We start from the raw sequence: 22,051 nt of genomic DNA, 5'->3' as shown, positions 1-22,051 counted from the left end.
TTGATGCCAGACTTCCCGATCGATGCGGTGCGCGCGCGTTTCCCTGCTCTGAAGCGCGGCACGGTATTCTTCGACGCTCCAGGTGGGACGCAGGCGTGCGACGCCGCGATCGCAGCGATGACGCGGCATTTGACCGATGGCACCGCCAATGCAGGCGGGCCGTTCGCGACCTCGATCGAGACCGATCAGGTGTCGGCGGAAGCGCATGCCGCGATTGCCGACCTGCTCGGCGCACAGCCGGATGACATCGCGTTCGGGCCGAACACGACCTCGCTGACCTTCGCCGTATCGCGGGCGTTGTCGCGAGAATGGCAGGCGGGCGACGAACTGATCGTCACGCGGCTGGACCATGACGCAAATGTCGCGCCGTGGCTGCAGGTTGCCGAGGACCGTGGGATGACGGTGCGCTGGCTCGATTTCGATCCGGCGACGGGGCGCTGGTCGCTCGACGATCTGGCGGCATTGCTCGGCCCGAAGACGAAACTGGTCGCCCTTGGCGCCGCGAGCAACGCGCTCGGCACGCTCAACCCGATCGCCGAAGCCTGTGCGCTGGTCCGGGAACGCAGCAGCGCCCTCACCTATATCGACGCCGTCCAGTCGGTGCCGCACGTTGTCACCGACGTCGTCGCGCTCGGCTGCGACTTCCTGGCGTGTTCACCGTACAAATTCTTCGGGCCGCACCAGGGCGTGCTGTGGATGCGCCCCGGGCTCGCACCTAACGCCTACAAGGTCAGCCCGGCCGGCAACGACGCCGCGCACCGCTTCGAGACCGGCACGCCGTCGTTCGAGGGTCAGGCCGGGGTGCTTGGCACGATCGACTATCTCGAATGGCTCGGCGAACAGGTCGATCCCGCCGCCAACAGCCGGCGCGCGCGCTTGGTCGCGGCGATGTCCGCAGCGACCGCCTACGAACGCACGATCGGAGAGCGTCTGCTCGCGGGCTTCGCGACGATCCCCGGCCTCAAACTATGGGGACCGCCAACGATGGAAGGACGCGTCCCGACCTTCTCGTTCACGCTCGACGGCCACGACCCACACGCCATCGCCCAACACCTCGCCGACCGTGGGATCTTCGCCTGGGCTGGCCATTTCTACGCGGTTGAGGTCATCGCCCGCTTGGACCTGACCGACGCGGGCGGACTGCTCCGCGTCGGTCTGTGCCACTACGCCACGATCGAAGAGATCGACCGCCTGATCGCCGCCCTTCGAGAGCTCTAGCGCTTGTTCTTCACCTTGCGGTCGAAGAAATCCAGAATCGTGCCCCACGCATGGGCATTCCTGACCGCGGCGTGGGTCTTGCCCGGGTAGAACATCATTTCGAACGGGCGATTGGCGGCCTGCAACTTTGCAGCGAACGCCGTCGAGTTTTCGAACACGACATTGTCGTCCGACATGCCATGCATCAGCAACAACGGATCGCTGATCTTGGTCGCATCGGCCATCGCGTTCGACGTCAGGTAGGTTTTCGGATCGGTCTTCGGGTTGCCCAGGTATCGCTCGGTGTAATGGGTGTCGTACAATTCCCACTTCGTGACCGGCGCGCCGGCAACCCCTGCCGCGTAGACCCCTGGATTGGCTTCGAGCATCTTGAGCGTCATGTACCCGCCATACGACCAGCCATAGATGCCGATCCGATCGGGATCGACGTACGACTGCGTCTTCAGCCACTTCGCGCCGGCTAGCTGATCCTCCACTTCCACGCTGCCCATCGCGCGATACAGATGGTCCTCGAACGCCTTACCCCGATTGTTGACGCCGCGGTTATCGACGCGGAAAAAGATGTATCCTTGGTCGGCGATATAGCCGTTGAGCGGATCGCCCCATTCGCGCGTCACCGCCTGCCCCGTGCCCGGGCCGCCATAATGCCAGTAAAAGACAGGGTAACGCTTGCCGGGTTCCAGCTTGGGCGTGATCATTTCGTAGTAGAGCGTCGTTCCGTCGCTCGCCTTGAAGCTCCCGAACGTCCGCTGCTTTTTCTGGGCGAGATACGGATAGAAGGGATGCCCCGGCTTCACCGCATTCTCGTTGATCCACGCGATCCGCTTGCCCGTCGGGTCGGCAAGATAGGTCTGCGGCGGTTGGTCGGGGTTGGATCGCGTCACGATCACGCGCGTCGCCGCATCGTCCATCACCGCGCCGCCATTCCACCAGCCATTTTCGGTCAGCCGCGTGATCTGGTTGGGCTTGGCGATATCGACGGCATAGAGTTGCCGCTCGAGGAAATCGTCCTTGTTACCGACGAAGTAGACTCGCCCGCGGGTCTGATCGACGCCGACCAGCTTGGTGACGACCCACGGTCCTTTGGTCAGCTGGGTCCACTTACCCTTGGCGAAGCGATAGAGATGGCCGAACCCGTCACGCTCCGACCACCAAATCAGACTGCCGTCGTTCAATGACCGGTAATTGTCGGTCAGGTTGATCCAGCTCTTCGGTGCCGCTTTCTCGCTGAACCAGGTCTTGGTCTTTCCCGTCGCCGGATCGACCGCGAGCATATCGAGCTGCGTCTGTTCGCGGTTTTCGCGCTGGACCAACAGGGTCTTGCCGTCGGGCGTCCATTCGACCCGCGCGATATAGATGTCGGGATCGTTCCCCAGATCGGCCTTCACCTGCGCGCCGGTGACCGGATCGATCACGTACATCACCACCGTTGCGTTGGGCGTACCCGCCGCCGGATAGCGCTGGTTGTACACCTTGGTCCCGTCCGCGCCGATCGCCGCACGCGTGACGATGCCGACCGGGGCTTCGTCGAACCGTTCGACCGCTACCAGACGATCGTTGGGCGACCACCAATAGCCGGTGCGGCGGTGGATTTCCTCCTGCGCCACGAATTCCGCCTCGCCCCAGTGCACCGTGCCCGCGCCGTCGCTGGTCAGCGCCTTGGCGGCGCCGCCGCCGAGCGGCTGAACATAAAGATTCTGGTCGCGAACGAAACTGACATACCCGCCGGCCGGGCTGATCACCGGATTGAGTTCGCCGCCCGGCGAATTGGTCAACCGGGTGACCTTGCCGTCGAGCGTCGCGAGGTAGAGGTCGCCGTCGAGCGGTACGAGAATCGACTTGCCGTCGGGTGCCCAGTCATAGGCGACGATACCGATCTTGCCCGTTAGCGAGCGGTCGCGCTCGCGCTGCATCTTTTCGGCTTCGGACAGGTCGGCGCCACTACCCACCTTCTTGGAATCGACGAGCATCCGCTCCTTGCCGGTCGCGGTGTCGAGTGCCCACAGGTCGAACCGGTTCTTCTCGTCCGGCCGCGGTTTCAGCAGGGTCACCAATTTGCCGTCAGGCGACAGCTTCATCGATTGCGGCTGGGGCCCCGCGAGATCGGGACTGGCGAAGATGCGTTCCAGTGTCAGCGCTTGTGCGCCATCATCAGCGGCCATCGCCGCCCCACCCATAACAATGACAGGCGCGACCACCGCCGCCAACCCGATCAGCCATGCCCGCATATCCCTTGCAACTCCCTTGTCGCCCGGCGACCCGCGAGCGTTGGTGCCTTATTGCGATAGGACGCCGCGCGGTAAAGTGCTTCCAATGTAGGATTCCGTCTGTCAGCGTGCCCCCTGCTCTTTGACATGGCTGCAGCTACTCGAAACGGTTTGTCGCATTTGGCGCCGCGCATCCCGTGACCTTTGTGACTTTCCATTTGAAGATGTCTTGAACCGCGTGGAATTCGCGCACGAAAAAGGGCGCCGGATCGCTCCGACGCCCTTTCGAAAACCATCAGGCCTGCGCGCCTATTCGGCGGCGGCTTCACCCTTGGCCGGACGCGTGTCGCGGCGCTCGGCGATGCGCGCCGACTTGCCGGTGCGGCCACGCAGGTAATAGAGCTTGGCGCGACGCACGGCGCCCTTGCGGACGACTTCGATGCTGTCGATGTTCGGCGAATAAAGCGGGAAGACGCGCTCGACGCCCTCGCCGAACGAAATCTTGCGGACGGTGAAGTTGCTGCCCATGCCCTTGTTCGAGCGCGCGATGCACACGCCTTCGTAGTTCTGGACGCGGGTGCGCTCGCCTTCGACGACCTTCACGCCGACCTTCAGCGTGTCGCCGGGGCGGAATTCGGGAATCTTCTTCGATTCGTTGAACTTGGCGATGTTCTCGGCTTCGATCTGTTGGATGACGTTCATGTCATTCGTCCTTCTTCTGCCGCGCGCCAGAGGGAGGCTGGACCCGAGCGCCCTCATGGCGCTCCCAAAGATCCGGTCTCCGTAACCGTGTATCGATCTCGGCCTGGGTCTTACGCCAAGCCGCTATCTTCGCATGATCCCCCGATCGCAGCACTTCGGGGATCGTGCGCCCTTCCCATTCGACAGGTCGGGTATAGTGCGGATATTCGAGCAGCCCCGTTTCGAAGCTCTCGTCCTCACCGCTGGAAGGCGCGCCCATTACGCCGGGAAGCAGCCGAATGCAAGCGTCTAGCAGCACCAGCGCGCCCATCTCGCCGCCGGACAGGATATAGTCGCCGATCGACACTTCTTCGACGTTGCGCCCGTCGAAGATCCGCTCGTCGAATCCCTCGAACCGGCCGCACAGGACAATCGCCCCAGGGCCAGCCGAGATCTCACGAATTCGCTGCTGTGTCAGCGGCTTGCCGCGCGGGGTCATGGCAAGGATCGGGCGGCCGTCCGCTACGCTGTCGATCGCGGCGGCGAGGACATCGGCACGGAGTACCATCCCTGCCCCGCCCCCGGCCGGCGTGTCATCGACGGTGCGATGCCTGTCAATAGCGAAGTCGCGGATGTTGACCGCGTCGAGCGACCACTTGCCTGCGCCGAGCGCCCGCCCCGCCAGCGACGCGCCGAGCGGGCCGGGAAACATCTCCGGATAGAGCGTCAGGACGGTCGCGGCGAACATCCGCGCTCCTTCCGCGTTGGAAAGGGAAATGGCAAGGTGACGGGATGGAGATCGACGACTGTATCATCGTGGGCGCGGGTCCGGCGGGCCTGACCGCAGCGATCTACCTCGCGCGGTTCCATCTCCGCATCCGCCTGTTCGACAATGGATCGAGCCGCGCCGCGCTGATCCCGCGCACCAACAATCACGCGGGATATCCCAACGGCATTCCCGGTACCGAGCTACTCCTGTTGATGCGTCGCCAGGCCGAACGCTTCGGCGCCGTGCGCGAGGAGGTGCATGTCGATGCGATTACGCCAACACCGGATGGCTTTGTCGTGCGCGTCGGTGATCGGCAAGTGCAGGCCCGAACCGTCCTGCTCGCGACCGGGGTGGTCAACAACAGGCCCGACATCTCGCGCGACCTCCACGACGCGGCGCTGGCCAAGGGCCTGATCCGTTACTGCCCGATCTGCGACGGCTATGAGGTGACCGACAAGCGTATCGGCGTGATCGGCACCGGCGACCACGGCATGCGCGAGGCGCTGTTCCTGCGCGGCTATTCGCAGGACGTGACCTTGATCGCGCCAGGCCCGGCGCACGATCTCGACGATGCCTGCCGGGCCGAACTCGACGCTGCCGGGATCGAGCATCTCGACGGTCCCTGCACGCCGATCACCGTCAATGCCGATACGATTTGCGTCGATACCGCGAAGGGGGCGCGGACCTTCGACACGATCTACCCGGCGCTGGGTTCGGTGATCCGCTCCGAACTCGCGGTCGCGGCGGGTGCGCGGGCGACGGAAGACGGCTGCCTAGAGGTCGACGACCACCAGCGTACTTCGGTTCCCGGCCTGTTCGCGGCGGGCGATGTCGTGAAGGGGCTCGATCAGATCAGCCACGCGATGGGCGAAGCGGGCGTTGCCGCAACGACAATTCGCAATCTGCTCGCCGAGCAGGCGCCGCTCAGGCGGTAGCGTAGTCGGCGGTCACCACCAGCCGCTCGGCATCCCATTCGGGTACCGCTTCCGGCCGCATCGGGACCATGAAGCGCTTGCCGTCCGGCCGCTCGATCTCGATCACGTCGCCCGCGCCGAAATTCTCGATCAGAACGACGCGGCCTAGCGCCTCACCGGCGTCGGACACGGCTGCGAGTCCGATCAGGTCGGCATGGTAATATTCGCCGTCCGCCAGTGGCGGCAGCGCGGTGCGGGGTACGGTGAGTTCGGTGCCGCGCAGCGCCTCGGCGGCGTTTCGGTCGGCGATCTCGGCGAAGCGCGCGATAGCGCCTTGCGGGGTCGGGCGCAGCGACTTGAGCGTCAGCGCACCGCCGTTGAAGCTCTTGAACGGCTTGAGGTCGTCGGCAAACACCTTCAGCCGGACCTCCCCCGTCACGCCGTGCGCGCCGATGACGGCAGCGAGCGTGACGGGGGTATCCTGTGGCATCAGCCCTCGGCCGGAGCCTGAGCGCTCTCGCCCTCGGGAGCAGCAGCGTCGTCGCCGGCGTCGCTGTCGGGGGTCGCCTCGTTGACGTCAACGGCCGGGGTTTCCTCGGCCACCGCTTCGGCCACGGCTTCGGCTTCCGGCGTGGGCTCTTCGGTCGCGGCTTCGACTTCGGCAGCAACGACCGCTTCGGTTTCGGCGTTCGAGCCCTCGGCGGGTGCTTCCTCGGCAGTCACTTCGGGCTCGGGAGCCGGCGCGTTCTTCGCCTCCTCAGCGGCAGCCGCGGCCGCAGCGGCCTTCTCGGCACGCTCTTCGGCGCGCTCGGTGGCCTTCTCGCCCGGCTTCGCCTTGTTCGGGTTGTTACGCGCAGCGCGCTCACGGACGCCGGCGGCGTCGAGGAAGCGAGCGACACGGTCGGTCGGCTGCGCGCCGACGCTCAGCCAATGCTTGGCGCGATCGGTGTCGATCTGGACGCGCTGGTCGTTGTCCTTCGCGAGAAGCGGGTTGTAGTTGCCGATCTTCTCGATGAACTTGCCGTCACGCGGGCTGCGCGCGTCGGCAACGACGATCCGGTAGTACGGGCGCTTCTTGGAGCCGCCACGCGAAAGACGAATGCTGATAGCCATTTTAGTTCTACTTCCTTCTTAGATACTTGGAGTTATTTCTTTTTGACGTTCATGAAATTCTGAAAACCGGGAGGCATCTTGGTTCCCGTGCCGGGCAGACCCGGCAGCCCGCCCATCCGGTTCATCGCATCGCCCATGTCGGGCCCGCCCATCGCGTTGCCGAGACCGCCCATGCCGCCCTTGCCGAGCATCGCCATCATGCCCTTCAGGCCGCCCATCTTCTTGATGCGCTTCATCGCGGTCGCCATTTCCTGATGCATCTTCATTAGCTTGTTGACGTCTTGCACCGTAGTGCCGGAGCCTTTGGCGACGCGGATCTTGCGCTTGGCGTTCATCAATTCGGGCTTGGCGCGCTCCTTCGGCGTCATCGAGGTGATGATCGCGTCCATGCGCAGCAGCACCTTGTCACCGCCGGCCTGATCGACCGCGGCCTGCGCCTTCTTCATGCCGGGGATCATCCCCGCCAGTGCGCCGACACCGCCCATCTTGCGCATCTGCTGGAGCTGCGAGCGGAGGTCGTTGAGGTCGAACTGACCCTTCTCCATCCGCCGCGCCATGCGCTCGGCGTCTTCCTGCTGGATAGTTTCGGCGGCGCGCTCGACCAGCGACACGACGTCGCCCATGCCGAGAATGCGACCGGCGATGCGGCTGGGGTGAAAACCCTCCAGCGCGTCGAGCTTTTCGCCGGTGCCGGCGAACTTGATCGGCTTGCCGGTGACCGCGCGCATCGACAGCGCCGCCCCACCACGCGCATCGCCGTCCATGCGGGTCAGCACCACGCCAGTGAGCGGCACCTGTTCGGAGAAGCTGGTCGCGACGTTGACCGCGTCCTGACCGGTCAGGCTGTCGACGACGAGTAGGATTTCCTGAGGCTTCGCGATGTCGGCGACCGCCTTCATCTCGTCCATCAGCGCCTGGTCGACGTGCAGACGGCCGGCAGTGTCGAGCATCAGGACGTCATAGCCCTGCAGCTTCGCCGCCTGGATCGCGCGGCGGGCGATGTCGACCGGCTGTTGACCCGCCACGATCGGCAGCGTCGCAACCTCGGTCTGCTCGCCGAGCACCGCCAACTGTTCCTGCGCGTTCGGGCGATTGACGTCGAGCGACGCCATCAGCACCTTCTTGCGGTCGCGACCGCCCGCTCCGCCCGACAGCCGCTTGGCGATCTTGGCGGTGGTGGTCGTCTTACCGGAACCCTGCAGACCGACCATCATCACGACGGCCGGTGGCGTCACGCCGAGATTGAGCTCGCTTTCGTCCGCGCCGAGCATCTCAACCAGCGCGTCGTTGACGATCTTGACGACCTGCTGGCCCGGCGTGACCGAGCGCAGCACGTTCTGACCGACCGCCTGTTCGGTGACTTTCTCGACGAAATCGCGCGCGACCGGCAGCGCGACGTCCGCCTCAAGCAGCGCGATCCGCACTTCGCGCATCGCCCCGCGCACGTCCGCCTCGGTCAGCGCGCCACGGCCACGCAACCGGTCGAACACACCGCCAAGACGATCGCTCAGGCTGTCGAACATTCAAAAACTCCTCTGCCGATCCTCGAAACGCAAAATACGCCGGCGGACGAAACCTCGTCGGCCGGCGTCACCCAGATGGGCGCACTATCTCGCGTTCGCAAAGGGAACGGTCGGCTGGGTCCTAGACGATCGCCCGCGCCGACGCAACCCGATGCCCTTACTGGGCAGCTTCCCGGGCTTTCACGCCGGCCTGCCAGCCTTCCTGCCACGCCGTCATGAAGCCGCCCTTCTTGAACGGATTCATCGTCTGCGGCTTGCCCTTTTTGCCGACGGTATAGCCGTCGCTCCATGCTTTTTCCTGCGGATTCGCCATATAATCTCCGTACTTTTGCCCGCCATAGAGCGCCATCTCGCAATCGCAAAACCATCGTGCGCTTTAACGGCTTCTTGACCCTGGAATGCGATCAGGGTGCCGGACCCGACCGTCCACACGGTCGTCTGGTGAGGGATGTTGCATGAGCGAACCGGCCACGGCCCGGCGTGATTTGTTGGGTGGCGCGATCACGGTCGCCGCGATCATCATGTTCGTCGGCACGGGGAGTGCCGCGCTGTCGATGATCGTGACCAACTATCTGGCGGGCAAAGGCGGTAACGACCAGACGCTGATCATCGCGCTGCTGCTCAACGTCGCGCTGATCCTGTTCGGCTGGCGCCGTCACCGCGAGCTCACCCGCCAAGTGCTGGAACGCGCCGCGGCTGAGGAGCGCGCGACATTGCTCGCGTCGAAGGATCCGCTGACCGGCTATCTTAACCGCCGCAGCTTGGCCGAGGAAGGCGCCGCGATGATGCTGCGCGCCGAACGCCGCAACAAGGCGGTGGCGCTGATGATGCTGGACCTCGACCATTTCAAGACGGTCAACGACATGCACGGCCACAGCGTCGGCGATTCGCTGTTGCGCGCGGTCGCCGAGGAAATCGCCGTGGTGCTGCCCGAATCTGCACTGCTCGCGCGGTTTGGGGGCGACGAATTCGCCTGCACGATGCTGTTCGATCCCGGCAATCCCGACAGCGTCGAGCGCATCGTCGAACGCCTGGTGTCGCGCATGAGCCAGCCATTCCATATCGACGGCCTGCACCTCAGCATCACTGCCTCGATCGGGATCGCGCGCAGCGACGCCAATTGCCCATCGATCGACGCGTTGCTCCGCGCCGCCGACATCGCGCTCTACGCCGCCAAGAATGCCGGCCGGAACCGCCACGCGTGGTTCGACGTGTCGATGGAGCGCGAACTGCAGGCCCGCAACGAGATGGAAGGATCGCTCCGCGCCGCCATCCCGCGCGGCGAGATCGTCCCCTATTTCGACCAGCAGATCGACATGACCACCGGTCGTCTGGTCGGGTTCGAGGTATTGGCGCGCTGGGAACATCCGCAGCGCGGCCTGGTCGAGGCCGAGCATTTCGTATCGATCGCCGAGGAAACCGGCATGATCGCCGACCTGTCGATGACGGTCATGCGTCAGGCGTTCGCTGCGGCGCGCGACTGGCACCCCGACCTGACGCTCGCGGTCAACGTGTCGCCATGGCAGCTCAAGGATGCGTGGCTGGCGCAAAAGATCATCAAGCTGTTGACCGAAACCGGCTTCCCGCCGAGCCGCCTCGAAGTCGAGATCACCGAGAGCGCATTGTTCGAGAACATGGCGCTGGCGCAGTCGATCATCGGCAGCCTGAAGAACCAGGGGATAAAGCTGGCGCTCGACGATTTCGGGACGGGCTATTCGAGCCTCGCGCACCTGCGCGCGCTGCCGTTCGACCGGATCAAGATCGACAAGAGCTTCGTCATGTCGATCAACCAGAACCCGGAAAGCGCCGCGATCGTCAACGCGATCACCCGGCTGGGCGAAAGCCTTAACCTGTCGATCACCGCGGAGGGAATCGAGGACAAGGCGGCCGAGGAACGGCTGCGGTCGCTCGGCTGCGCGCGTGGTCAGGGCTATTGCTTCGGCCGCCCGCGGTCTGCGGCGGATGCGCGGCGGCTGCTCGAGGAGCGGCGACTGCTCGTGACGACGCGGTTCGACGAGGTCGAAGAGCCCGTTACCAGCCGGCGCCTGGCTGGCTGAGATAGTCTTCTTCCTCGGGCGTCGATGCACGCCCGAGTGCGGCATTGCGCGACGGGAAGCGGCCGAAGCGGTCGATCACGGCCTTGTGGGCATGCGCGTAGCGTAACGTCTCCGCGTCGCCGAGATCGGTGAACAGCCGCACGCTCTCGCGCTGATCGTCCATCCGTTCGGAATGTTCGAACGGCAAATAGACGAACTGTCGCTCCAGCCCGGTCATTCCCAGGTCCCAACCCTTGGCGACGGCCTCCTTGGCTAACCGAAGCGCCAGTTTGTCGGCTTCGAACGCGCGCAGCGTGTCGCGATGCATGTTGCGGGAGAATTGGTCGAGCAGGATGATCGCGCCGAGCAGGTCCACCGGATCGTCGGTCCAGCCCTTCGCGTCACTCGCCAACACCGCGTCGCGTAGCGCCCCGAACCGCTCGCGGATCTCGGCATCGAGTTCTTCGTCCTTGGCGAACCGCTTCTCCGTCGGTGTCTCGTCCAGCCAGAAGTGCAGCACCTCTCTCGCCTTGTCGTGGACTTGGCTCGCACTCACCTCTAGATCACCCGCCATGTCGTCTCTTTCGCAGCCCGAGGTCATCAGCCTGGGGTGCCGTCTCAACATCGCCGAGAGCGAAACGATCCGCGCTTTGCTCGGCGACCGCGACGTCGTCGTGGTGAACAGTTGCGCGGTGACCAACACCGCCGTCAAGCAGACCCGCGCCGCGATCCGCAAGGCGCGCCGCGCGCGGCCCAGCGCGATGCTGGCGGTGACCGGCTGCGCGGCGCAAATCGATCCGGCGAGCTTCGCCGCGATGCCCGAAGTCGATCGCGTGATCGGCAACAGCGACAAGTTGCTGCCCGAAGCGTGGGCCGCATCCGACGCACTGATCGTCCGCGACATGGCGCGCGTGACCGAGATCGCGCCGCACCTCGCGGTCGCGCTCGACCAGTCGCGCGCGTTCGTCGAGGTGCAGAATGGGTGCGACCATCGCTGCACCTTCTGCGCGATCCCGTTCGGGCGTGGGCCGAGCCGGTCGGCGCCTGCGGGCGCGGTGATCGAGGCGATCGAGCGCGTCCTGGCGGCGGGCAAGAACGAGGTCGTGCTGACCGGGGTCGATCTGACCAGCTATGGCGCCGATCTGCCCGGCCAGCCGACGCTCGGCAGCCTGGTCGAGCGCATCCTGTCGCGCACTACCCTGCCCCGCCTTCGCCTGTCGTCGATCGACGCGCCGGAGATCGACGATCGCCTGTTCGCGCTGCTGACCGAGGAAGCGCGGGTGATGCCGCACCTCCATCTGTCGCTGCAGGCGGGCGACGACATGATCCTCAAGCGGATGAAGCGCCGACACGCCCGCGCCGACGCGGTGCGCCTGGTCGAGCGACTCAAGACCGCGCGGCCGGATATCGCGATCGGCGCCGACCTGATCGCCGGTTTCCCGACCGAGGACGAAGCGATGGCCGCCAACAGCCTCGCGCTGATCGGCGATTGCGACATCGTCCACGCGCACATCTTCCCCTACTCGCCCCGCGCTGGCACTCCCCGCCGCGCGGATGCCGCAGGTCGATCCGACGGTTAGTCGCGAGCGCGCCGCCCGGCTCCGCGAGGCGGCCGCGCGGCGCAAGGCGGCGTGGATGCGTTCGCTAATCGGCACCACGCAACATGTCCTGGTCGAAGCCCCCGGCGACCGCGGCCACACCGCCAACTTCGCCGACATCCGGCTCGACCGTATTCACGCCGTAGGTGACATCGTTCCCGTGACCATCACGCCCGCCAATCTGAGCATACCCGCATGAGCACCTCCCCCTCCTGGCACCAGCGTCTGCTCGGTGGTTTCAAGCGGACGTCTGATCGGCTGGTCGGTAACCTCGCGGGGCTTGGGACCGCGCGGCTCGACGACGATACGCTCGACGAGATCGAGGAAGCACTGATCGCGTCCGACCTCGGACCCCAGACCGCCGCCCGCATCCGTGCCCGGCTCGCCGAGGGCAGTTTCGAGCGCGATATGGAGGAGCTCGGCATCCGGCTGGTCGTCGCCGAAGAGATCGAGAAGACGCTCGCCAAAGTCGCCAAGCCGCTCGAGATCGAAGCTTTCCCGCGGCCCCAAGTTCTGCTCGTCATCGGCGTCAACGGATCGGGCAAGACCACGACGATCGCCAAGCTCGCCCACCTGCTGCAGGAACAGGATTACGGCGTGATGCTCGCCGCGGGCGACACGTTCCGCGCCGCGGCGATCGGACAGTTGCAGACGTGGGCCGACCGTGTCGGCGTCGAACTGGTCAAGGGCCCCGAAGGCGGCGACGCTGCGGGAATCGTCTTCGAAGCGGTCAAGCGCGCGACCGACAAGGGCATCGACGCGCTGATCGTCGACACTGCCGGCCGCTTGCAGAACAAGCGCGAACTGATGGACGAACTGGCGAAGATCCGCCGCGTGCTCGGCCGCATCAACCCCGCCTCCCCGCACGACGTCGTGCTCGTGCTCGACGCGACGACCGGCCAGAACGCACTCAGCCAGATCGAGGTGTTCAAGGAAGTCGCCGGGGTCACCGGGCTCGTCATGACCAAGCTCGACGGCACCGCGCGCGGCGGCGTGTTGGTCGCGGCGGCGGAGAAATACGGGCTGCCGATCCACGCGATCGGCGTCGGCGAGAAGATCGACGACCTCCGCCCGTTCGACCCGAAAGAGGTTGCGCGGATCATCGCCGGGGTCGAGGAACTGCTGAAATGACCAAGACCAAAGAGAATGCCGGGCTGCGGCTTGCGATCGACTATGCCCCGTTGCTGGTGTTCGTCGCGATCACCTTCTTCGCGCCCAGCATGCCGTTGAGGAGCATCGTCGCGACCGTCACCAACGGGCTCGACACGATGGAAGCAGCCAAGGCGCTGGTCATCGCGCGCGTGATCGTCGCGACGACGGCATTCATGCTCGCGACCGTGATCGCGATGATCGTGTCGCAGATCAGGCTCGGGTCGATTTCCCCGATGCTGTGGATTTCGGGCGTGCTGGTCGTCGTGTTCGGCGGGCTGACGGTCTATTTCCACGACCCGAGCTTCATCAAGATGAAGCCGACCTTCGTCTACCTGCTGTTCTCCGGCACGCTCGGGTTCGGGCTGCTGACCGGGCGGCCGTTGCTCGAACAATTGCTCGGCACCGCCTATCCGGGGTTGAGCGCCGAGGGCTGGCGCAAGGTGACGCGCAATTGGGCGTTGTTCTTCCTGTTCATGGCCGCGCTCAACGAGGTCGTGTGGCGCCTGACTGCGCCCAATGCCGGCGATCCGATCACGTTCTGGGCGGGGTTCAAGCTGTGGGGCGCAATCCCGCTGACGATGCTGTTCGCGTTCGCCAACGTGCCGATGATGCTGAAGCACGGCCTGATGGCGGAGACGGGCAACGACGCCGCCGACGCCGCGATCGGCGAATTGCCGCCGGAATAGGCGCTAAGTTGACACCAGGGTGACACTAGCGCGGTGTCGCCGGCGGGCCGTGTCCTGCGAAATAGGAACCCAGATAGAGCAGTGGACGCGGCACCGGCCTCCTGCTTTCGCAGGAGCACGATGGCAGAGGCGTTGCGATGTCAAAGAGCCCGGCAAGGCTGACCCACGAAATCCAACATTGCAAGCTTCGCGACTGCTGAACTGTCGGTAGTCGTTTGCACACTATCATCCTCCCCCGCCAGGGGGAGGTGGCGCCGAAGGCGACGGAGGGGGAGGAAGCGATGCGCCTCAATGGATCGGAAGGCGGATGACGCAACGCGAAACGTCTGCGCAAGCAAATGACCCCACCGGAATCGGCCTGTGGCTGGCACTCCGCCGCAACGAAGCCGGTCTGCGGTTTCGCAAGCAACATAACGCGGGCAACTATGTTCTCGATTTCTATTGCGCGCCGGCGAGGCTGGCGATCGAGATCGATGGCGAAGCGCACAACCGGGGCGACCGGCCCGAGCGAGATGAACTGCGCGATCGATGGCTCGCTGCGCAGGGCGTCCGAGTACTGCGCTATCCGGCGACGGACGTGCTATCGAACCTTGATGGGGTCGTGCGCCAGATCATCATTGTCGCACTGGAGCGGCAAGACAGATGCGAGGGCTGACCGCTTCCTCCCCCTCCGTCAGGCTTCGCCTGCCACCTCCCCCTGGCGGGGGAGGATCGTGACGAATGCCGACGAGAAAAAGGCCCCGGCAATCGCCGAGGCCCTTCGTACCTGGTGCCGAACTCAGCCCACCGCGGCGTCGTACCGCCGCCCGGCCTCGTCCCAGTTCACCACGTCCCACCATGCCTTGAGGTAGCCCGGCCGGTCGTTGCGATAGGTCAGGTAATAAGCGTGTTCCCACACGTCGTTGCCCAGGACCGGGGTGCCCTTGTCCTTGGCGTCGTCCATCAGCGGGTTGTCCTGGTTCGGAGTCGAGGTGACCTTCAGCGCGCCCGACGCATCGGTGATGACCCACGCCCAGCCCGACCCGAACTGGCCGGCGCCCTTGCCGTTGAAATCTTCCTTGAGCTTGTCGAGCCCGCCATAGGCGTCGATCGCGTCCTTCAGCTTGCCAGACGGTTGCGTCGAGCCGGCCGGCGCCATGATCTTCCAGAAGAAATCGTGGTTCCAATAGCCGCCGCCATTGTTGCGCACGAGCGGCGGCAGCGACGAGATCATGCCGAGGATGTCTTCGATCGACTTGCCTTCCAGCTTGGGATCGGCGGCGACGCCTTCGTTGAGCTTGGCGGTGTAGGCCGCGTGGTGCTTGTCGTGGTGGAACTTCATCGTCTCTTCGTTGATGGTCGGTTCCAGCGCGTCATAGGCGTACGGCAACGGGGGGAGTTCGAAAGCCATCGGGCTTCTCCTTCATGGGGCTATGGTCGGGGTTCGCAGGGGCAAACGCCGGTCCTCGCCAAATGGGTCCGCCGGGGTCGTTGCGCAAGCGATTCCATCGCATGCCGATACAAAAAGGGCGCCGCGTGGACGATCCACGCGACGCCCCTTCGTCCCCCGGAAAAAAGCTCAGCCGACGCCGAGCGAACACGCCTCCAGTCCGACGAGCGCGTCGGACAGCGAATCCAGTTTAAGGCTTTCTACGACATCGTCGCCGTCCATGATCCCCAGCAGACGGTTCTTGCCCATGTCCGCCAGGAACGTCTTGCCGCTGACCGCGAACTTGTAGCCGGAGCCGAGATCGGGGAACTTCACGCCCTTGAAGTTCACCGTGCCCCACCCCTTGTCGATCTTCTCGCCGTTTACGAAGTACAGCTGGAACTTGTAGCTGGCGCCGTCGACGACGCCCTTCAGCTGGCCGTCGATCACCGAGACGCGCGCGGTGTCTTCCTTCGGATAATAGGCGATGCGCAGGATGGTGTCGCCGGCATAGGAGCGCAGCAGCGCGCAATTGTCGTCGTTCTTGTAGAGATCCCAGCCGCCGTCATATTTCTTGACCGGACCATCGGACGCCATGGGCATCGCCATCGCCATGCTCAGCGCCGCCGCCAAACTCAACATCATCCCCGTTACCCCACCCGTGTTATTCTGCCCGATCAATGCAATAGCCGCCGCGCGGCGTATTGGATATTTCGGTCACCCGCCGGGAAGCAGGTCGTGCCGCCGAAGAGCATGGCGGAGCTGGTCGTAGCTCAGCCCGAGGGCGTCGGCGGTGTGCCGCTGGTTGAAGCGGTTGGCGGCGAGCGCCTTGGCCAGCACGTCGCGTTCGAACCGTGCCACGCGGGATTTGAAGTCGGCGGGTTCGGCTTCGGTCGGCCCTGCGGAGGGCGCCGCGGGCATCGCGGGCGCCGGTACAGGCTGCGCGCTTGTCGCGGCGCCGGGGCGGTGCGGCGACTGGAACGGATCGAACTCGATCAGTGCGATCGGGCCGGGCTGCTCCCAGCGATAGACAGCGCGTTCGACGACGTTGCGCAACTCGCGGACGTTGCCGGGCCATTGATAGTCGATCAGCGCGTCGATCGCCTCGGGCGAGAAACCCTCCCAGTCGCGCTCCATTTCCGCCGCCATGCGCCGCCCGAAATGATCGGCGAGCACGCCGACATCGCCCGGTCGCGCGCGCAAGGGAGGCAGCGTCACCACCTCGAAGCTCAATCGGTCGAGCAAATCCGCGCGGAACTGGTTCTTCTCGACCTTCTCCGGCAAATGTTCGTTGGTGGCCGCGACGATGCGCACATCGACCCGGACCGGATGCGAGGCGCCGATCCGCGTGACCTCGCCATATTCGGTCGCGCGCAGCAGCCGTTCCTGCGCCGCCATCGACAGCGTACCGAGCTCGTCGAGGAACAAGGTGCCGCCATCGGCCTCCTCGAACCGCCCCGCCCGAGCCTTGGTCGCGCCGGTAAAGGCGCCCGCTTCGTGTCCGAACAGTTCGGCCTCGATCAACGTCTCCGGCAGTGCGGCGCAGTTCATGACGATCAGCGGCTGGTCCCAGCGCGGGCTGAGGCGGTGGAGGCGCTCGGCAACCAGCTCCTTGCCCGTCCCGCGCTCCCCGATCACGAGCACCGGACGGTCGAGCGCGGCCGCGCGGCTGGCGCGTTCGAGCGCGTCCAGGAACGCGCCGGATTGGCCGATGACGTGCGTCGTACGCTCCATCCCTAAGACTTGGCGTATTTTGCCAACCGTTGGCAAGCGGAATGCGCCAAGTCGAGTGACGTCTCGTTCGAAAACCGCAGTTTTCCGCCGTTTTTCGCAATTGGCACGGTAGCTGCAATTACTCCAGCAACGCCAATCGAGGCGCACCGAAATTCTAGGGAGCTAGTACAATGAACAACTTTTCGAACGGTCTGGGCCGCACTTTCGTGGTGGTCGTCAGCACGCTGGTTTGCGGTTCGTCGCTGATGATGGCGGCGCTCGGCCCGGCAGTCGCCCAGGCTCAACCGACCCAGGTCGCCGCCGCCCCCCGGGCGTAACGGCCACTGCCGGGCGGGTTTCCCCCTTGCTGCCCGCCCCGGCAACCCCACCGAGTAAAGCGTAAATTCCGAGGAGTAACTTCAACATGGGCATTTTTTCGCGAACCCGCGACATCATCGCCGCCAACTTCACCGACCTTCTCGATAAGGCGGAAGATCCGGCGAAGATGATCCGCATGATCATCCTGGAGATGGAAGAAACGCTGGTCGAGGTTCGCGCCTCCGCCGCGCGCACCATCGCCGACCAGAAGGAGATGCGGCGTCACATGAGCAAGCTCGCCCAGCTCGAGGAAAGCTGGACCGAGAAAGCCGAACTGGCGCTGTCGAAGGATCGCGAGGACCTGGCCAAGGCCGCGTTGGTCGAGCGCCAGAAGGCGACCGACATGATCGCCGAGCTGACCAGCCAGGTCACCGTTCTCGACGACGCGCTGCGCGGGTCCGAGGAAGACATCGCCAAGCTGCAGAAGAAGCTGAGCGAGGCGCGCAACCGCCAGAGCTCGATCGCGACCCGGCTGGAAAGCGCCAACAACCGCTTCAAGCTGCGCGAGGTCTATTCGGCCAGCCGCACGCAGGACGCCTTCTCGCGCTTCGACATTCTCGAACGTCATGTCGACCTCGCCGAGGGTCGCGCCGAGGCCGCCGGCCTGGGTGCCGAGCCCAAGACGCTGGAAGAAGAGATGGCCGAGCTGAAGGCGTCCGAGAAGGTCGATGCCGAGCTCGCCGCGCTCAAGGCCCGCATGAAGAAGGGGTCGTAAGATGGACGAGTTTCTGCTGCCCGTCATGATCGTCGGGATGCTGTTCATCGGCCTGCCCTGGCTGATCTTCCACTACGTCACGAAATGGAAGCAAGCACCGAAGATCACGAACGAGGACGAGAAGCTGCTCGACGAGCTCTACTCGCTCGCTCGCCGCCTCGAAGATCGCGTTTCGACGGTCGAACGCATCGTTGCCGCCGACCACCCCGATTGGAAGACGAGCATGCCGCTCGCCGCCGATCCCACCGACTTTACCACCCGGAGGAACTGAGATGTCCGCCAGCCGTACCAAATTCTACCTCGACAAGCAGAACAAGAAGTTCCTCGGGGTGTGCGCAGGGATCGCCGACTATACCGGCATCGATGTGACGATGGTTCGCGTCGGCACCGTGGTCCTGGCGCTGATCACCTCGGGCTGGGTCATCCCCGCCTACTTCATCACCGCCTGGGTCGCCCCCTGCAAGCCGCACGGCCTGTACGAAGACGCCGAGGATGCGAAGTTCTGGCAGGGCGTGCGCACCAATCCGTCGCGCTCGACCGCCGAGGTCCGCTCCAAGTTCCGCGATCTCGACCGCCGGCTCGCCGACATCGAGACCCTCTACACCAGCCGCAACAGCCGGCTGGCCGACGAAATCGACAGCCTGCGCTGAGCCGCGGCTGACAAGGGAGAAAGACAGTGCACGACGGTCAACTCTTCGTCCTGGCGATCATCGCGATGGGCATCTTCGGTGGGATTATCAAGATGTCGATCCGGGCCAAGCACGGCCTGCCGCTCGAGGATCGCTCCAGCCGCCGCAACCGCTTCCGCGGTGGCAACGACGGCAGCGACATCGAGGCACAGCGCAAGATCGAACTGTTGTCGAGCGAGAATGAGCGCCTGACCGGCCAGATCGGCCGCCTCGAGGAACGGCTGCGGGTACTCGAACGGATCGCCACCGATCCCGCCGAGCGCGTCAGCCGCGAAATCGAAGACCTCCGCACCCGCGACTGAAGGAAGGATTAGACCATGAGCCCCCTTATCATTCCGATCCTGGGCATCAGCTGCGGCCTGCTCGCGATCTTCGGCGGCGTCTACGTCAAGCCCTGGTTCGCCTACCGCCAGCGCCAGCTGGAACTCCAGGCCGACAAGGTCGCCGAAAAAGCCGCGCAGTACGCGGCGCAGACCGAACGGCTCGAACAACGGATGCGGGTACTCGAACGCATCGTCACCGATCGCGGCATCGACGTCGCGGAAGAAATCGAAAAGCTGCGCGACGAACCCGCGCCGCTGAACTGAGGAAAATACGATGGGACTGATTATCTTCACCGTCATCATCGCGATCCCTACGGGCATCGCGGTGTGGCTGACCGAACGGGTCGATCGCCCCCGCCGCCGCGCGATGCGCGACGCGCAGATCCAACCCGCCGAATAACGACTTCGAGCCAAGGGACCCTCCCCATGAACCCCTTCGAAATGGTCATCGCGATCGTCGCCATCGTCACCATCGGCGGGATCATCCGCGCCAGGATGGGCGTCGGCCGCGACAACCAGGGTAACGAATTCAGCCTGCGCAATGACGCGGCGGCGGCCGAGAACCGCCAACTGCGCGAGGACATTCGCGGGCTGAAGGAACGGATCGCCGTTCTGGAACGCGTGATCACCGACACCAACACCAGCAGCACCCTCGACCGCGAGATCGAGAAGCTGCGCGACACCGACCGCTGACGCGGCCGCCCTTTCAAATGGAGACGTCTGTCATGACCGACCCCAATTTGTACTTCGCAATGGCGGGCGCGAGCCTGGCCGGACTCGGCATGGTCTGCATGGCCGCGCTCGCCGGCTGGCGAGGCTGGCTGGCGCTCAAGGAACGCGAACTGCACGCGTTCGGCGAGCATGCCCAGGCCGACGGCCCGAGCCTGCCCAACGCCAGCGCCCGGATCGAGATCGCGGACCTCAAGGAACGCATCCGCAAGCTCGAAGCGATCGCGTCGGGGGTGGATCTCTAAGCTCCGTCATGCCAGCGCAAGCTGGCATCTCGGGCCGCAGGTTCACTCGCCCGAGACCCCAGCTTTCGCTGGGGTGACGGGAATGGAAGATACGCTATAGCGCCGCCATGCGCGACTTCGCCGACCTACAAGACGAATACGAATTCCTCGACGCCGACGACCGCTATCGATTGCTGATCGACCTGGGCCGCAGCCTCGAGGACATGCCGGAACCGCTCAAGACCGACGCCACTCTGGTCCGTGGCTGTTCCGCCTCGGTCTGGGTCTATCCCACCCGCCGCGATGACGGCACGCTCCACTTTCTCGCCGACAGCAACGCGGCGATCACGAAGGGCATCATCGCGCTGGTGCTGACGGCGGTGCAGGGCCGTCGGCCCGCCGACATCCTGGCGACCGATATCGACGCCGCGCTGGCGCCGTTCGACCTCCGCAACCAGCTCAGTTCGAACCGCACGCAGGGCATCCCCAACATGATCGCGTTGATCCGCGCGACGGCGGAGCGCTACGCCGCCTGAGCGTTAACGCCAAAAAGAGGTTCGCCGGACTAGGCAAATCGCCAGTCCTGGAGATCAACCGTGCAACTCGTTCCCATCCATTCGCGCGGCGGCGACTATTTGGTCGCGCTGCAGAACATCGCCTATCTGCGCAACGACGAAAACGGCCAGACCAAGATCGGCATGGTTGGCGGCGACTCGTTGCTCGTGGTCGGCAAGATGGAAGAGATCGCGGCAATCATCGCGCAGCATTCGGCCTGATCGCTCAAACCGGTTGCCAATCGAACGTCAGCGGCGCCTCGCGGAAGGCGAAGCGGTCGAGATGGCGCGCCACCGCGCCTTTCAGCGCGTCGAGCTGACCTTCGGCACTCGCGTCGATCCGCACGTCGAGCGCGTCGGCGACCGCATCGAACGTGACCAGCGCGTCGCCCGGCCAGTCCGCGCCGCGCGCATCTTTCGGAAAAGCCACGGTGCCGTGATCGGCGGTGAATTCAACGGTCAGGTTGTGCTGCCAGTGCTTGCATAGCTGCTGGAGATATTTGCTCGCACTCGCGGTCGGCACCTTGGCGATCGAGGAAATGGTCATGGGGTTCCTTCAAATCCCTCTGCCATGGGGAGAGGGCAGGAGCCGCTCGTAGAGCGGCGGGAGGGTGAGGGTCGAGAGTGGATCGCACGCTACCCTCACCCCGCGGCGCTTACGCGCCTTGCCCCTCTCCCAATGGGAGAGGGATTGATGCTTACAGCCGCTCGATCTTCTGCGCGGCTTCGTCGATCAGGCCGACGACCTGGTGCAGCACATCGTCATCGACGTCGCCCGAACGCAGCCGATTGACCAACACCTCGCGAAGGTTGCCCATCGCGCGGCGGACCGAGGTGGAATCGGTCTTCTGCCGCTCCTCGCCGAGCGACGTCAGGCGCGCGATCAACGTATCGACCAGCTCCTTATTGGCGTCGAGTTCGGCGGTGCCGGCGTCGGTGATCGCGAACGCCTTCTTCGCGCCCTCGCTCTGCTGCTGCGCGATGAAGCCCATGTCGTCGAGCATGGTCAGCGTCGGATAGACGACGCCGGGGCTCGGGGCATAGGCGCCGCCGGTCAGGCCCTCGATCTCGCGGATCAGGTCGTAGCCGTGGCGGGGTTCGTCGGCGATCAGCTTGAGTAGCACGAGCCGCAGCTCGCCGCCGTCGAACATGCGTCGCGAGCGACCCTCGCCGCGCCCGCCGCGCTCACCGCGACCGCCCCAATGGCGGGCATGGTGACCCCAGCCGCCGCGCATCGCTTCACGCATGCCGGGGTGGCAGCCGTGGCGCCCCCGGTTTTCGAAATAATAGAACATTCGTGGAAATCCTTTCTGTATCACGATGGCTCTAAGATATATCGCAGCTCGATTGCGTCAAGATATATCTTATAAAGTTTTTGAGATCAGCTTTGCTCTATATATTCGTCACCCCGGCCTTGAGCC

29 protein-coding genes and 2 pseudogenes are annotated in these 22,051 nt (G+C 65.0%); 18 read left to right on the top strand and 13 right to left on the bottom strand.

Annotated features, from left to right (window positions below; all coding sequences use genetic code 11):
* Positions 1-3 precede the first annotated feature (3 nt).
* On the top strand, positions 4-1,218 hold the full coding sequence (locus FPZ24_RS07495) for a cysteine desulfurase-like protein (protein WP_146570685.1): 1,215 nt from the start codon (positions 4-6) through the stop codon (positions 1,216-1,218).
* On the opposite strand, the gene FPZ24_RS07490 is transcribed toward FPZ24_RS07495, so the two are convergent.
* From FPZ24_RS07490 to trmD, 3 genes are all read right to left on the bottom strand, one after another.
* Positions 1,215-3,446, bottom strand: coding sequence for a S9 family peptidase (locus FPZ24_RS07490; RefSeq protein ID WP_146570683.1), 2,232 nt, complete (start codon positions 3,444-3,446; stop codon positions 1,215-1,217). The two genes, FPZ24_RS07495 and FPZ24_RS07490, sit on opposite strands and share 4 nt — an antisense overlap.
* 288 nt (positions 3,447-3,734) lie before the next feature.
* A complete protein-coding gene (rplS, locus tag FPZ24_RS07485) occupies positions 3,735-4,127 on the bottom strand; it encodes a 50S ribosomal protein L19 (RefSeq protein WP_146570680.1) in 393 nt (130 codons plus the stop codon).
* Between the two features lies 1 nt (position 4,128).
* The gene (trmD, locus tag FPZ24_RS07480) at positions 4,129-4,854 is read right to left on the bottom strand and encodes a tRNA (guanosine(37)-N1)-methyltransferase TrmD (RefSeq protein WP_146570679.1); all 726 of its coding nucleotides are present in this window, start codon (positions 4,852-4,854) and stop codon (positions 4,129-4,131) included.
* 44 nt (positions 4,855-4,898) lie between these two features.
* Here trmD and FPZ24_RS07475 point away from each other — a divergent pair, with 44 nt between their 5' ends.
* Positions 4,899-5,810 carry an NAD(P)/FAD-dependent oxidoreductase gene (locus tag FPZ24_RS07475; protein WP_186729126.1) on the top strand — a complete coding sequence of 304 codons (912 nt, stop codon included), beginning with the start codon at positions 4,899-4,901 and terminating at the stop codon, positions 5,808-5,810.
* Here the strand turns inward: FPZ24_RS07475 and rimM are convergent.
* The 4 genes and pseudogenes from rimM to FPZ24_RS07455 all read right to left on the bottom strand — a co-directional run bounded on the left by rimM (position 5,800) and on the right by FPZ24_RS07455 (position 8,774).
* Positions 5,800-6,279 carry a ribosome maturation factor RimM gene (gene rimM / locus FPZ24_RS07470; RefSeq protein WP_146570677.1) on the bottom strand — a complete coding sequence of 160 codons (480 nt, stop codon included), beginning with the start codon at positions 6,277-6,279 and terminating at the stop codon, positions 5,800-5,802. The two genes, FPZ24_RS07475 and rimM, sit on opposite strands and share 11 nt — an antisense overlap.
* A 182-nt stretch (positions 6,280-6,461) precedes the next feature.
* Positions 6,462-6,902, bottom strand: a pseudogene (gene rpsP / locus FPZ24_RS07465) (30S ribosomal protein S16); the annotation flags it as partial.
* A 32-nt stretch (positions 6,903-6,934) separates the two neighbouring features.
* Positions 6,935-8,425 (bottom strand): signal recognition particle protein, encoded by a 1,491-nt coding sequence (ffh, locus tag FPZ24_RS07460; protein ID WP_146570674.1) that lies wholly within the window; start codon positions 8,423-8,425, stop codon positions 6,935-6,937.
* 157 nt (positions 8,426-8,582) lie between these two features.
* A complete protein-coding gene (locus FPZ24_RS07455; protein WP_146570672.1) occupies positions 8,583-8,774 on the bottom strand; it encodes a ribosome modulation factor in 192 nt (63 codons plus the stop codon).
* Between the two features lie 106 nt (positions 8,775-8,880).
* Between FPZ24_RS07455 and FPZ24_RS07450 the strand changes: the two genes are divergently transcribed.
* On the top strand, positions 8,881-10,482 hold the full coding sequence (locus tag FPZ24_RS07450) for a putative bifunctional diguanylate cyclase/phosphodiesterase (RefSeq protein WP_146570670.1): 1,602 nt from the start codon (positions 8,881-8,883) through the stop codon (positions 10,480-10,482).
* Here FPZ24_RS07450 and FPZ24_RS07445 read toward each other — a convergent pair.
* Positions 10,457-11,035: a DUF924 family protein gene (locus tag FPZ24_RS07445; protein WP_146570668.1), complete on the bottom strand. Its 579-nt coding sequence runs from the start codon at positions 11,033-11,035 to the stop codon at positions 10,457-10,459. The genes FPZ24_RS07450 and FPZ24_RS07445 overlap by 26 nt on opposite strands.
* Here FPZ24_RS07445 and mtaB point away from each other — a divergent pair.
* The 4 genes and pseudogenes from mtaB to FPZ24_RS07425 all read left to right on the top strand — a co-directional run bounded on the left by mtaB (position 11,034) and on the right by FPZ24_RS07425 (position 14,552).
* Positions 11,034-12,258, top strand: a pseudogene (gene mtaB, locus FPZ24_RS07440) (tRNA (N(6)-L-threonylcarbamoyladenosine(37)-C(2))-methylthiotransferase MtaB). The gene FPZ24_RS07445 and the pseudogene mtaB sit on opposite strands and share 2 nt — an antisense overlap.
* Entirely contained in the window at positions 12,255-13,190 is a 936-nt protein-coding gene (gene ftsY, locus FPZ24_RS07435; RefSeq protein WP_146570666.1) for a signal recognition particle-docking protein FtsY, read from the top strand. The pseudogene mtaB and the gene ftsY overlap by 4 nt, the downstream one beginning before the upstream one ends.
* A complete protein-coding gene (locus FPZ24_RS07430; protein WP_146570664.1) occupies positions 13,187-13,897 on the top strand; it encodes an inner membrane-spanning protein YciB in 711 nt (236 codons plus the stop codon). Before ftsY ends, FPZ24_RS07430 begins: the two co-directional genes overlap by 4 nt.
* A 307-nt stretch (positions 13,898-14,204) precedes the next feature.
* Positions 14,205-14,552, top strand: coding sequence for an endonuclease domain-containing protein (locus FPZ24_RS07425; protein ID WP_146570662.1), 348 nt, complete (start codon positions 14,205-14,207; stop codon positions 14,550-14,552).
* A 123-nt stretch (positions 14,553-14,675) separates the two neighbouring features.
* On the opposite strand, the gene FPZ24_RS07420 is transcribed toward FPZ24_RS07425, so the two are convergent.
* The 3 genes from FPZ24_RS07420 to pspF form a co-directional block, all read right to left on the bottom strand.
* Complete coding sequence (locus FPZ24_RS07420; RefSeq protein WP_146570660.1) at positions 14,676-15,287, bottom strand: superoxide dismutase; 612 nt, start codon at positions 15,285-15,287, stop codon at positions 14,676-14,678.
* A gap of 168 nt (positions 15,288-15,455) precedes the next feature.
* Positions 15,456-15,950: a hypothetical protein gene (locus FPZ24_RS07415; protein ID WP_146570657.1), complete on the bottom strand. Its 495-nt coding sequence runs from the start codon at positions 15,948-15,950 to the stop codon at positions 15,456-15,458.
* 72 nt (positions 15,951-16,022) lie between these two features.
* Positions 16,023-17,039 (bottom strand): phage shock protein operon transcriptional activator, encoded by a 1,017-nt coding sequence (gene pspF, locus FPZ24_RS07410; RefSeq protein WP_146570655.1) that lies wholly within the window; start codon positions 17,037-17,039, stop codon positions 16,023-16,025.
* Between the two features lie 170 nt (positions 17,040-17,209).
* Between pspF and FPZ24_RS17110 the strand changes: the two genes are divergently transcribed.
* The 11 genes from FPZ24_RS17110 (at position 17,210) to FPZ24_RS07365 (ending at position 20,852) form a co-directional block, all read left to right on the top strand.
* Positions 17,210-17,356 carry a hypothetical protein gene (locus FPZ24_RS17110; RefSeq protein ID WP_186729124.1) on the top strand — a complete coding sequence of 49 codons (147 nt, stop codon included), beginning with the start codon at positions 17,210-17,212 and terminating at the stop codon, positions 17,354-17,356.
* Positions 17,357-17,442: 86 nt separating this feature from the next.
* Positions 17,443-18,111 (top strand): phage shock protein PspA, encoded by a 669-nt coding sequence (pspA, locus tag FPZ24_RS07405; RefSeq protein WP_146570653.1) that lies wholly within the window; start codon positions 17,443-17,445, stop codon positions 18,109-18,111.
* Between the two features lies 1 nt (position 18,112).
* Positions 18,113-18,382, top strand: a complete 270-nt coding sequence (gene pspB, locus FPZ24_RS07400; RefSeq protein ID WP_146570651.1) for an envelope stress response membrane protein PspB — start codon at positions 18,113-18,115, stop codon at positions 18,380-18,382.
* Between the two features lies 1 nt (position 18,383).
* Positions 18,384-18,761, top strand: coding sequence for an envelope stress response membrane protein PspC (pspC, locus tag FPZ24_RS07395; protein ID WP_146570649.1), 378 nt, complete (start codon positions 18,384-18,386; stop codon positions 18,759-18,761).
* A gap of 65 nt (positions 18,762-18,826) precedes the next feature.
* Positions 18,827-19,102, top strand: coding sequence for a hypothetical protein (locus FPZ24_RS07390; protein WP_146574274.1), 276 nt, complete (start codon positions 18,827-18,829; stop codon positions 19,100-19,102).
* A gap of 15 nt (positions 19,103-19,117) precedes the next feature.
* Complete coding sequence (locus tag FPZ24_RS07385) at positions 19,118-19,387, top strand: hypothetical protein (protein WP_146570646.1); 270 nt, start codon at positions 19,118-19,120, stop codon at positions 19,385-19,387.
* A 10-nt stretch (positions 19,388-19,397) separates the two neighbouring features.
* Positions 19,398-19,523, top strand: coding sequence for a hypothetical protein (locus FPZ24_RS17770; RefSeq protein ID WP_275669363.1), 126 nt, complete (start codon positions 19,398-19,400; stop codon positions 19,521-19,523).
* A gap of 26 nt (positions 19,524-19,549) precedes the next feature.
* Positions 19,550-19,816, top strand: a complete 267-nt coding sequence (locus FPZ24_RS07380) for a hypothetical protein (RefSeq protein ID WP_146570644.1) — start codon at positions 19,550-19,552, stop codon at positions 19,814-19,816.
* A gap of 32 nt (positions 19,817-19,848) precedes the next feature.
* The gene (locus FPZ24_RS07375; RefSeq protein WP_146570642.1) at positions 19,849-20,097 is read left to right on the top strand and encodes a hypothetical protein; all 249 of its coding nucleotides are present in this window, start codon (positions 19,849-19,851) and stop codon (positions 20,095-20,097) included.
* A gap of 107 nt (positions 20,098-20,204) precedes the next feature.
* Positions 20,205-20,612 carry a SufE family protein gene (locus FPZ24_RS07370; RefSeq protein ID WP_146570640.1) on the top strand — a complete coding sequence of 136 codons (408 nt, stop codon included), beginning with the start codon at positions 20,205-20,207 and terminating at the stop codon, positions 20,610-20,612.
* Positions 20,613-20,672: 60 nt separating this feature from the next.
* Positions 20,673-20,852 (top strand): hypothetical protein, encoded by a 180-nt coding sequence (locus FPZ24_RS07365; RefSeq protein WP_146570638.1) that lies wholly within the window; start codon positions 20,673-20,675, stop codon positions 20,850-20,852.
* Positions 20,853-20,856: 4 nt separating this feature from the next.
* Here the strand turns inward: FPZ24_RS07365 and FPZ24_RS07360 are convergent, their stop codons facing one another.
* Both FPZ24_RS07360 and FPZ24_RS07355 read right to left on the bottom strand, forming a co-directional pair.
* A complete protein-coding gene (locus FPZ24_RS07360) occupies positions 20,857-21,177 on the bottom strand; it encodes a DUF2218 domain-containing protein (RefSeq protein WP_146570636.1) in 321 nt (106 codons plus the stop codon).
* A gap of 151 nt (positions 21,178-21,328) precedes the next feature.
* Entirely contained in the window at positions 21,329-21,925 is a 597-nt protein-coding gene (locus FPZ24_RS07355; protein ID WP_420853393.1) for a PadR family transcriptional regulator, read from the bottom strand.
* Positions 21,926-22,051 lie beyond the last annotated feature (126 nt).

The sequence above is a fragment of the Sphingomonas panacisoli genome (genome assembly GCF_007859635.1).
GTDB classification, from domain to species: domain Bacteria; phylum Pseudomonadota; class Alphaproteobacteria; order Sphingomonadales; family Sphingomonadaceae; genus Sphingomonas; species Sphingomonas panacisoli.
This window is presented reverse-complemented; position numbering and strand designations above follow the sequence as displayed.

Coding starts and splice junctions, on each gene's coding strand:
- FPZ24_RS07475 (WP_186729126.1), top strand. CDS start 4,899: ATGGAGATCGACGACTGTATCATCGTGGGCGCGGGTCCGGCGGGCCTG.
- FPZ24_RS07450 (WP_146570670.1), top strand. CDS start 8,881: ATGAGCGAACCGGCCACGGCCCGGCGTGATTTGTTGGGTGGCGCGATC.
- pspB (WP_146570651.1), top strand. CDS start 18,113: ATGGACGAGTTTCTGCTGCCCGTCATGATCGTCGGGATGCTGTTCATC.
- FPZ24_RS07370 (WP_146570640.1), top strand. CDS start 20,205: ATGCGCGACTTCGCCGACCTACAAGACGAATACGAATTCCTCGACGCC.
- trmD (WP_146570679.1), bottom strand. CDS start 4,854: ATGTTCGCCGCGACCGTCCTGACGCTCTATCCGGAGATGTTTCCCGGC.
- ffh (WP_146570674.1), bottom strand. CDS start 8,425: ATGTTCGACAGCCTGAGCGATCGTCTTGGCGGTGTGTTCGACCGGTTG.
- pspC (WP_146570649.1), top strand. CDS start 18,384: ATGTCCGCCAGCCGTACCAAATTCTACCTCGACAAGCAGAACAAGAAG.
- FPZ24_RS17110 (WP_186729124.1), top strand. CDS start 17,210: ATGAACAACTTTTCGAACGGTCTGGGCCGCACTTTCGTGGTGGTCGTC.
- FPZ24_RS07415 (WP_146570657.1), bottom strand. CDS start 15,950: ATGATGTTGAGTTTGGCGGCGGCGCTGAGCATGGCGATGGCGATGCCC.
- FPZ24_RS07490 (WP_146570683.1), bottom strand. CDS start 3,446: ATGCGGGCATGGCTGATCGGGTTGGCGGCGGTGGTCGCGCCTGTCATT.
- FPZ24_RS07430 (WP_146570664.1), top strand. CDS start 13,187: ATGACCAAGACCAAAGAGAATGCCGGGCTGCGGCTTGCGATCGACTAT.
- pspF (WP_146570655.1), bottom strand. CDS start 17,039: ATGGAGCGTACGACGCACGTCATCGGCCAATCCGGCGCGTTCCTGGAC.
- FPZ24_RS07380 (WP_146570644.1), top strand. CDS start 19,550: ATGAACCCCTTCGAAATGGTCATCGCGATCGTCGCCATCGTCACCATC.
- FPZ24_RS07390 (WP_146574274.1), top strand. CDS start 18,827: ATGGGCATCTTCGGTGGGATTATCAAGATGTCGATCCGGGCCAAGCAC.
- pspA (WP_146570653.1), top strand. CDS start 17,443: ATGGGCATTTTTTCGCGAACCCGCGACATCATCGCCGCCAACTTCACC.
- FPZ24_RS07425 (WP_146570662.1), top strand. CDS start 14,205: ATGACGCAACGCGAAACGTCTGCGCAAGCAAATGACCCCACCGGAATC.
- rimM (WP_146570677.1), bottom strand. CDS start 6,279: ATGCCACAGGATACCCCCGTCACGCTCGCTGCCGTCATCGGCGCGCAC.
- FPZ24_RS07385 (WP_146570646.1), top strand. CDS start 19,118: ATGAGCCCCCTTATCATTCCGATCCTGGGCATCAGCTGCGGCCTGCTC.
- FPZ24_RS07420 (WP_146570660.1), bottom strand. CDS start 15,287: ATGGCTTTCGAACTCCCCCCGTTGCCGTACGCCTATGACGCGCTGGAA.
- FPZ24_RS07360 (WP_146570636.1), bottom strand. CDS start 21,177: ATGACCATTTCCTCGATCGCCAAGGTGCCGACCGCGAGTGCGAGCAAA.
- FPZ24_RS07355 (WP_420853393.1), bottom strand. CDS start 21,925: ATGTTCTATTATTTCGAAAACCGGGGGCGCCACGGCTGCCACCCCGGC.
- rplS (WP_146570680.1), bottom strand. CDS start 4,127: ATGAACGTCATCCAACAGATCGAAGCCGAGAACATCGCCAAGTTCAAC.
- FPZ24_RS07445 (WP_146570668.1), bottom strand. CDS start 11,035: ATGGCGGGTGATCTAGAGGTGAGTGCGAGCCAAGTCCACGACAAGGCG.
- FPZ24_RS07375 (WP_146570642.1), top strand. CDS start 19,849: ATGACCGACCCCAATTTGTACTTCGCAATGGCGGGCGCGAGCCTGGCC.
- FPZ24_RS07455 (WP_146570672.1), bottom strand. CDS start 8,774: ATGGCGCTCTATGGCGGGCAAAAGTACGGAGATTATATGGCGAATCCG.
- FPZ24_RS17770 (WP_275669363.1), top strand. CDS start 19,398: ATGGGACTGATTATCTTCACCGTCATCATCGCGATCCCTACGGGCATC.
- FPZ24_RS07495 (WP_146570685.1), top strand. CDS start 4: ATGCCAGACTTCCCGATCGATGCGGTGCGCGCGCGTTTCCCTGCTCTG.
- ftsY (WP_146570666.1), top strand. CDS start 12,255: ATGAGCACCTCCCCCTCCTGGCACCAGCGTCTGCTCGGTGGTTTCAAG.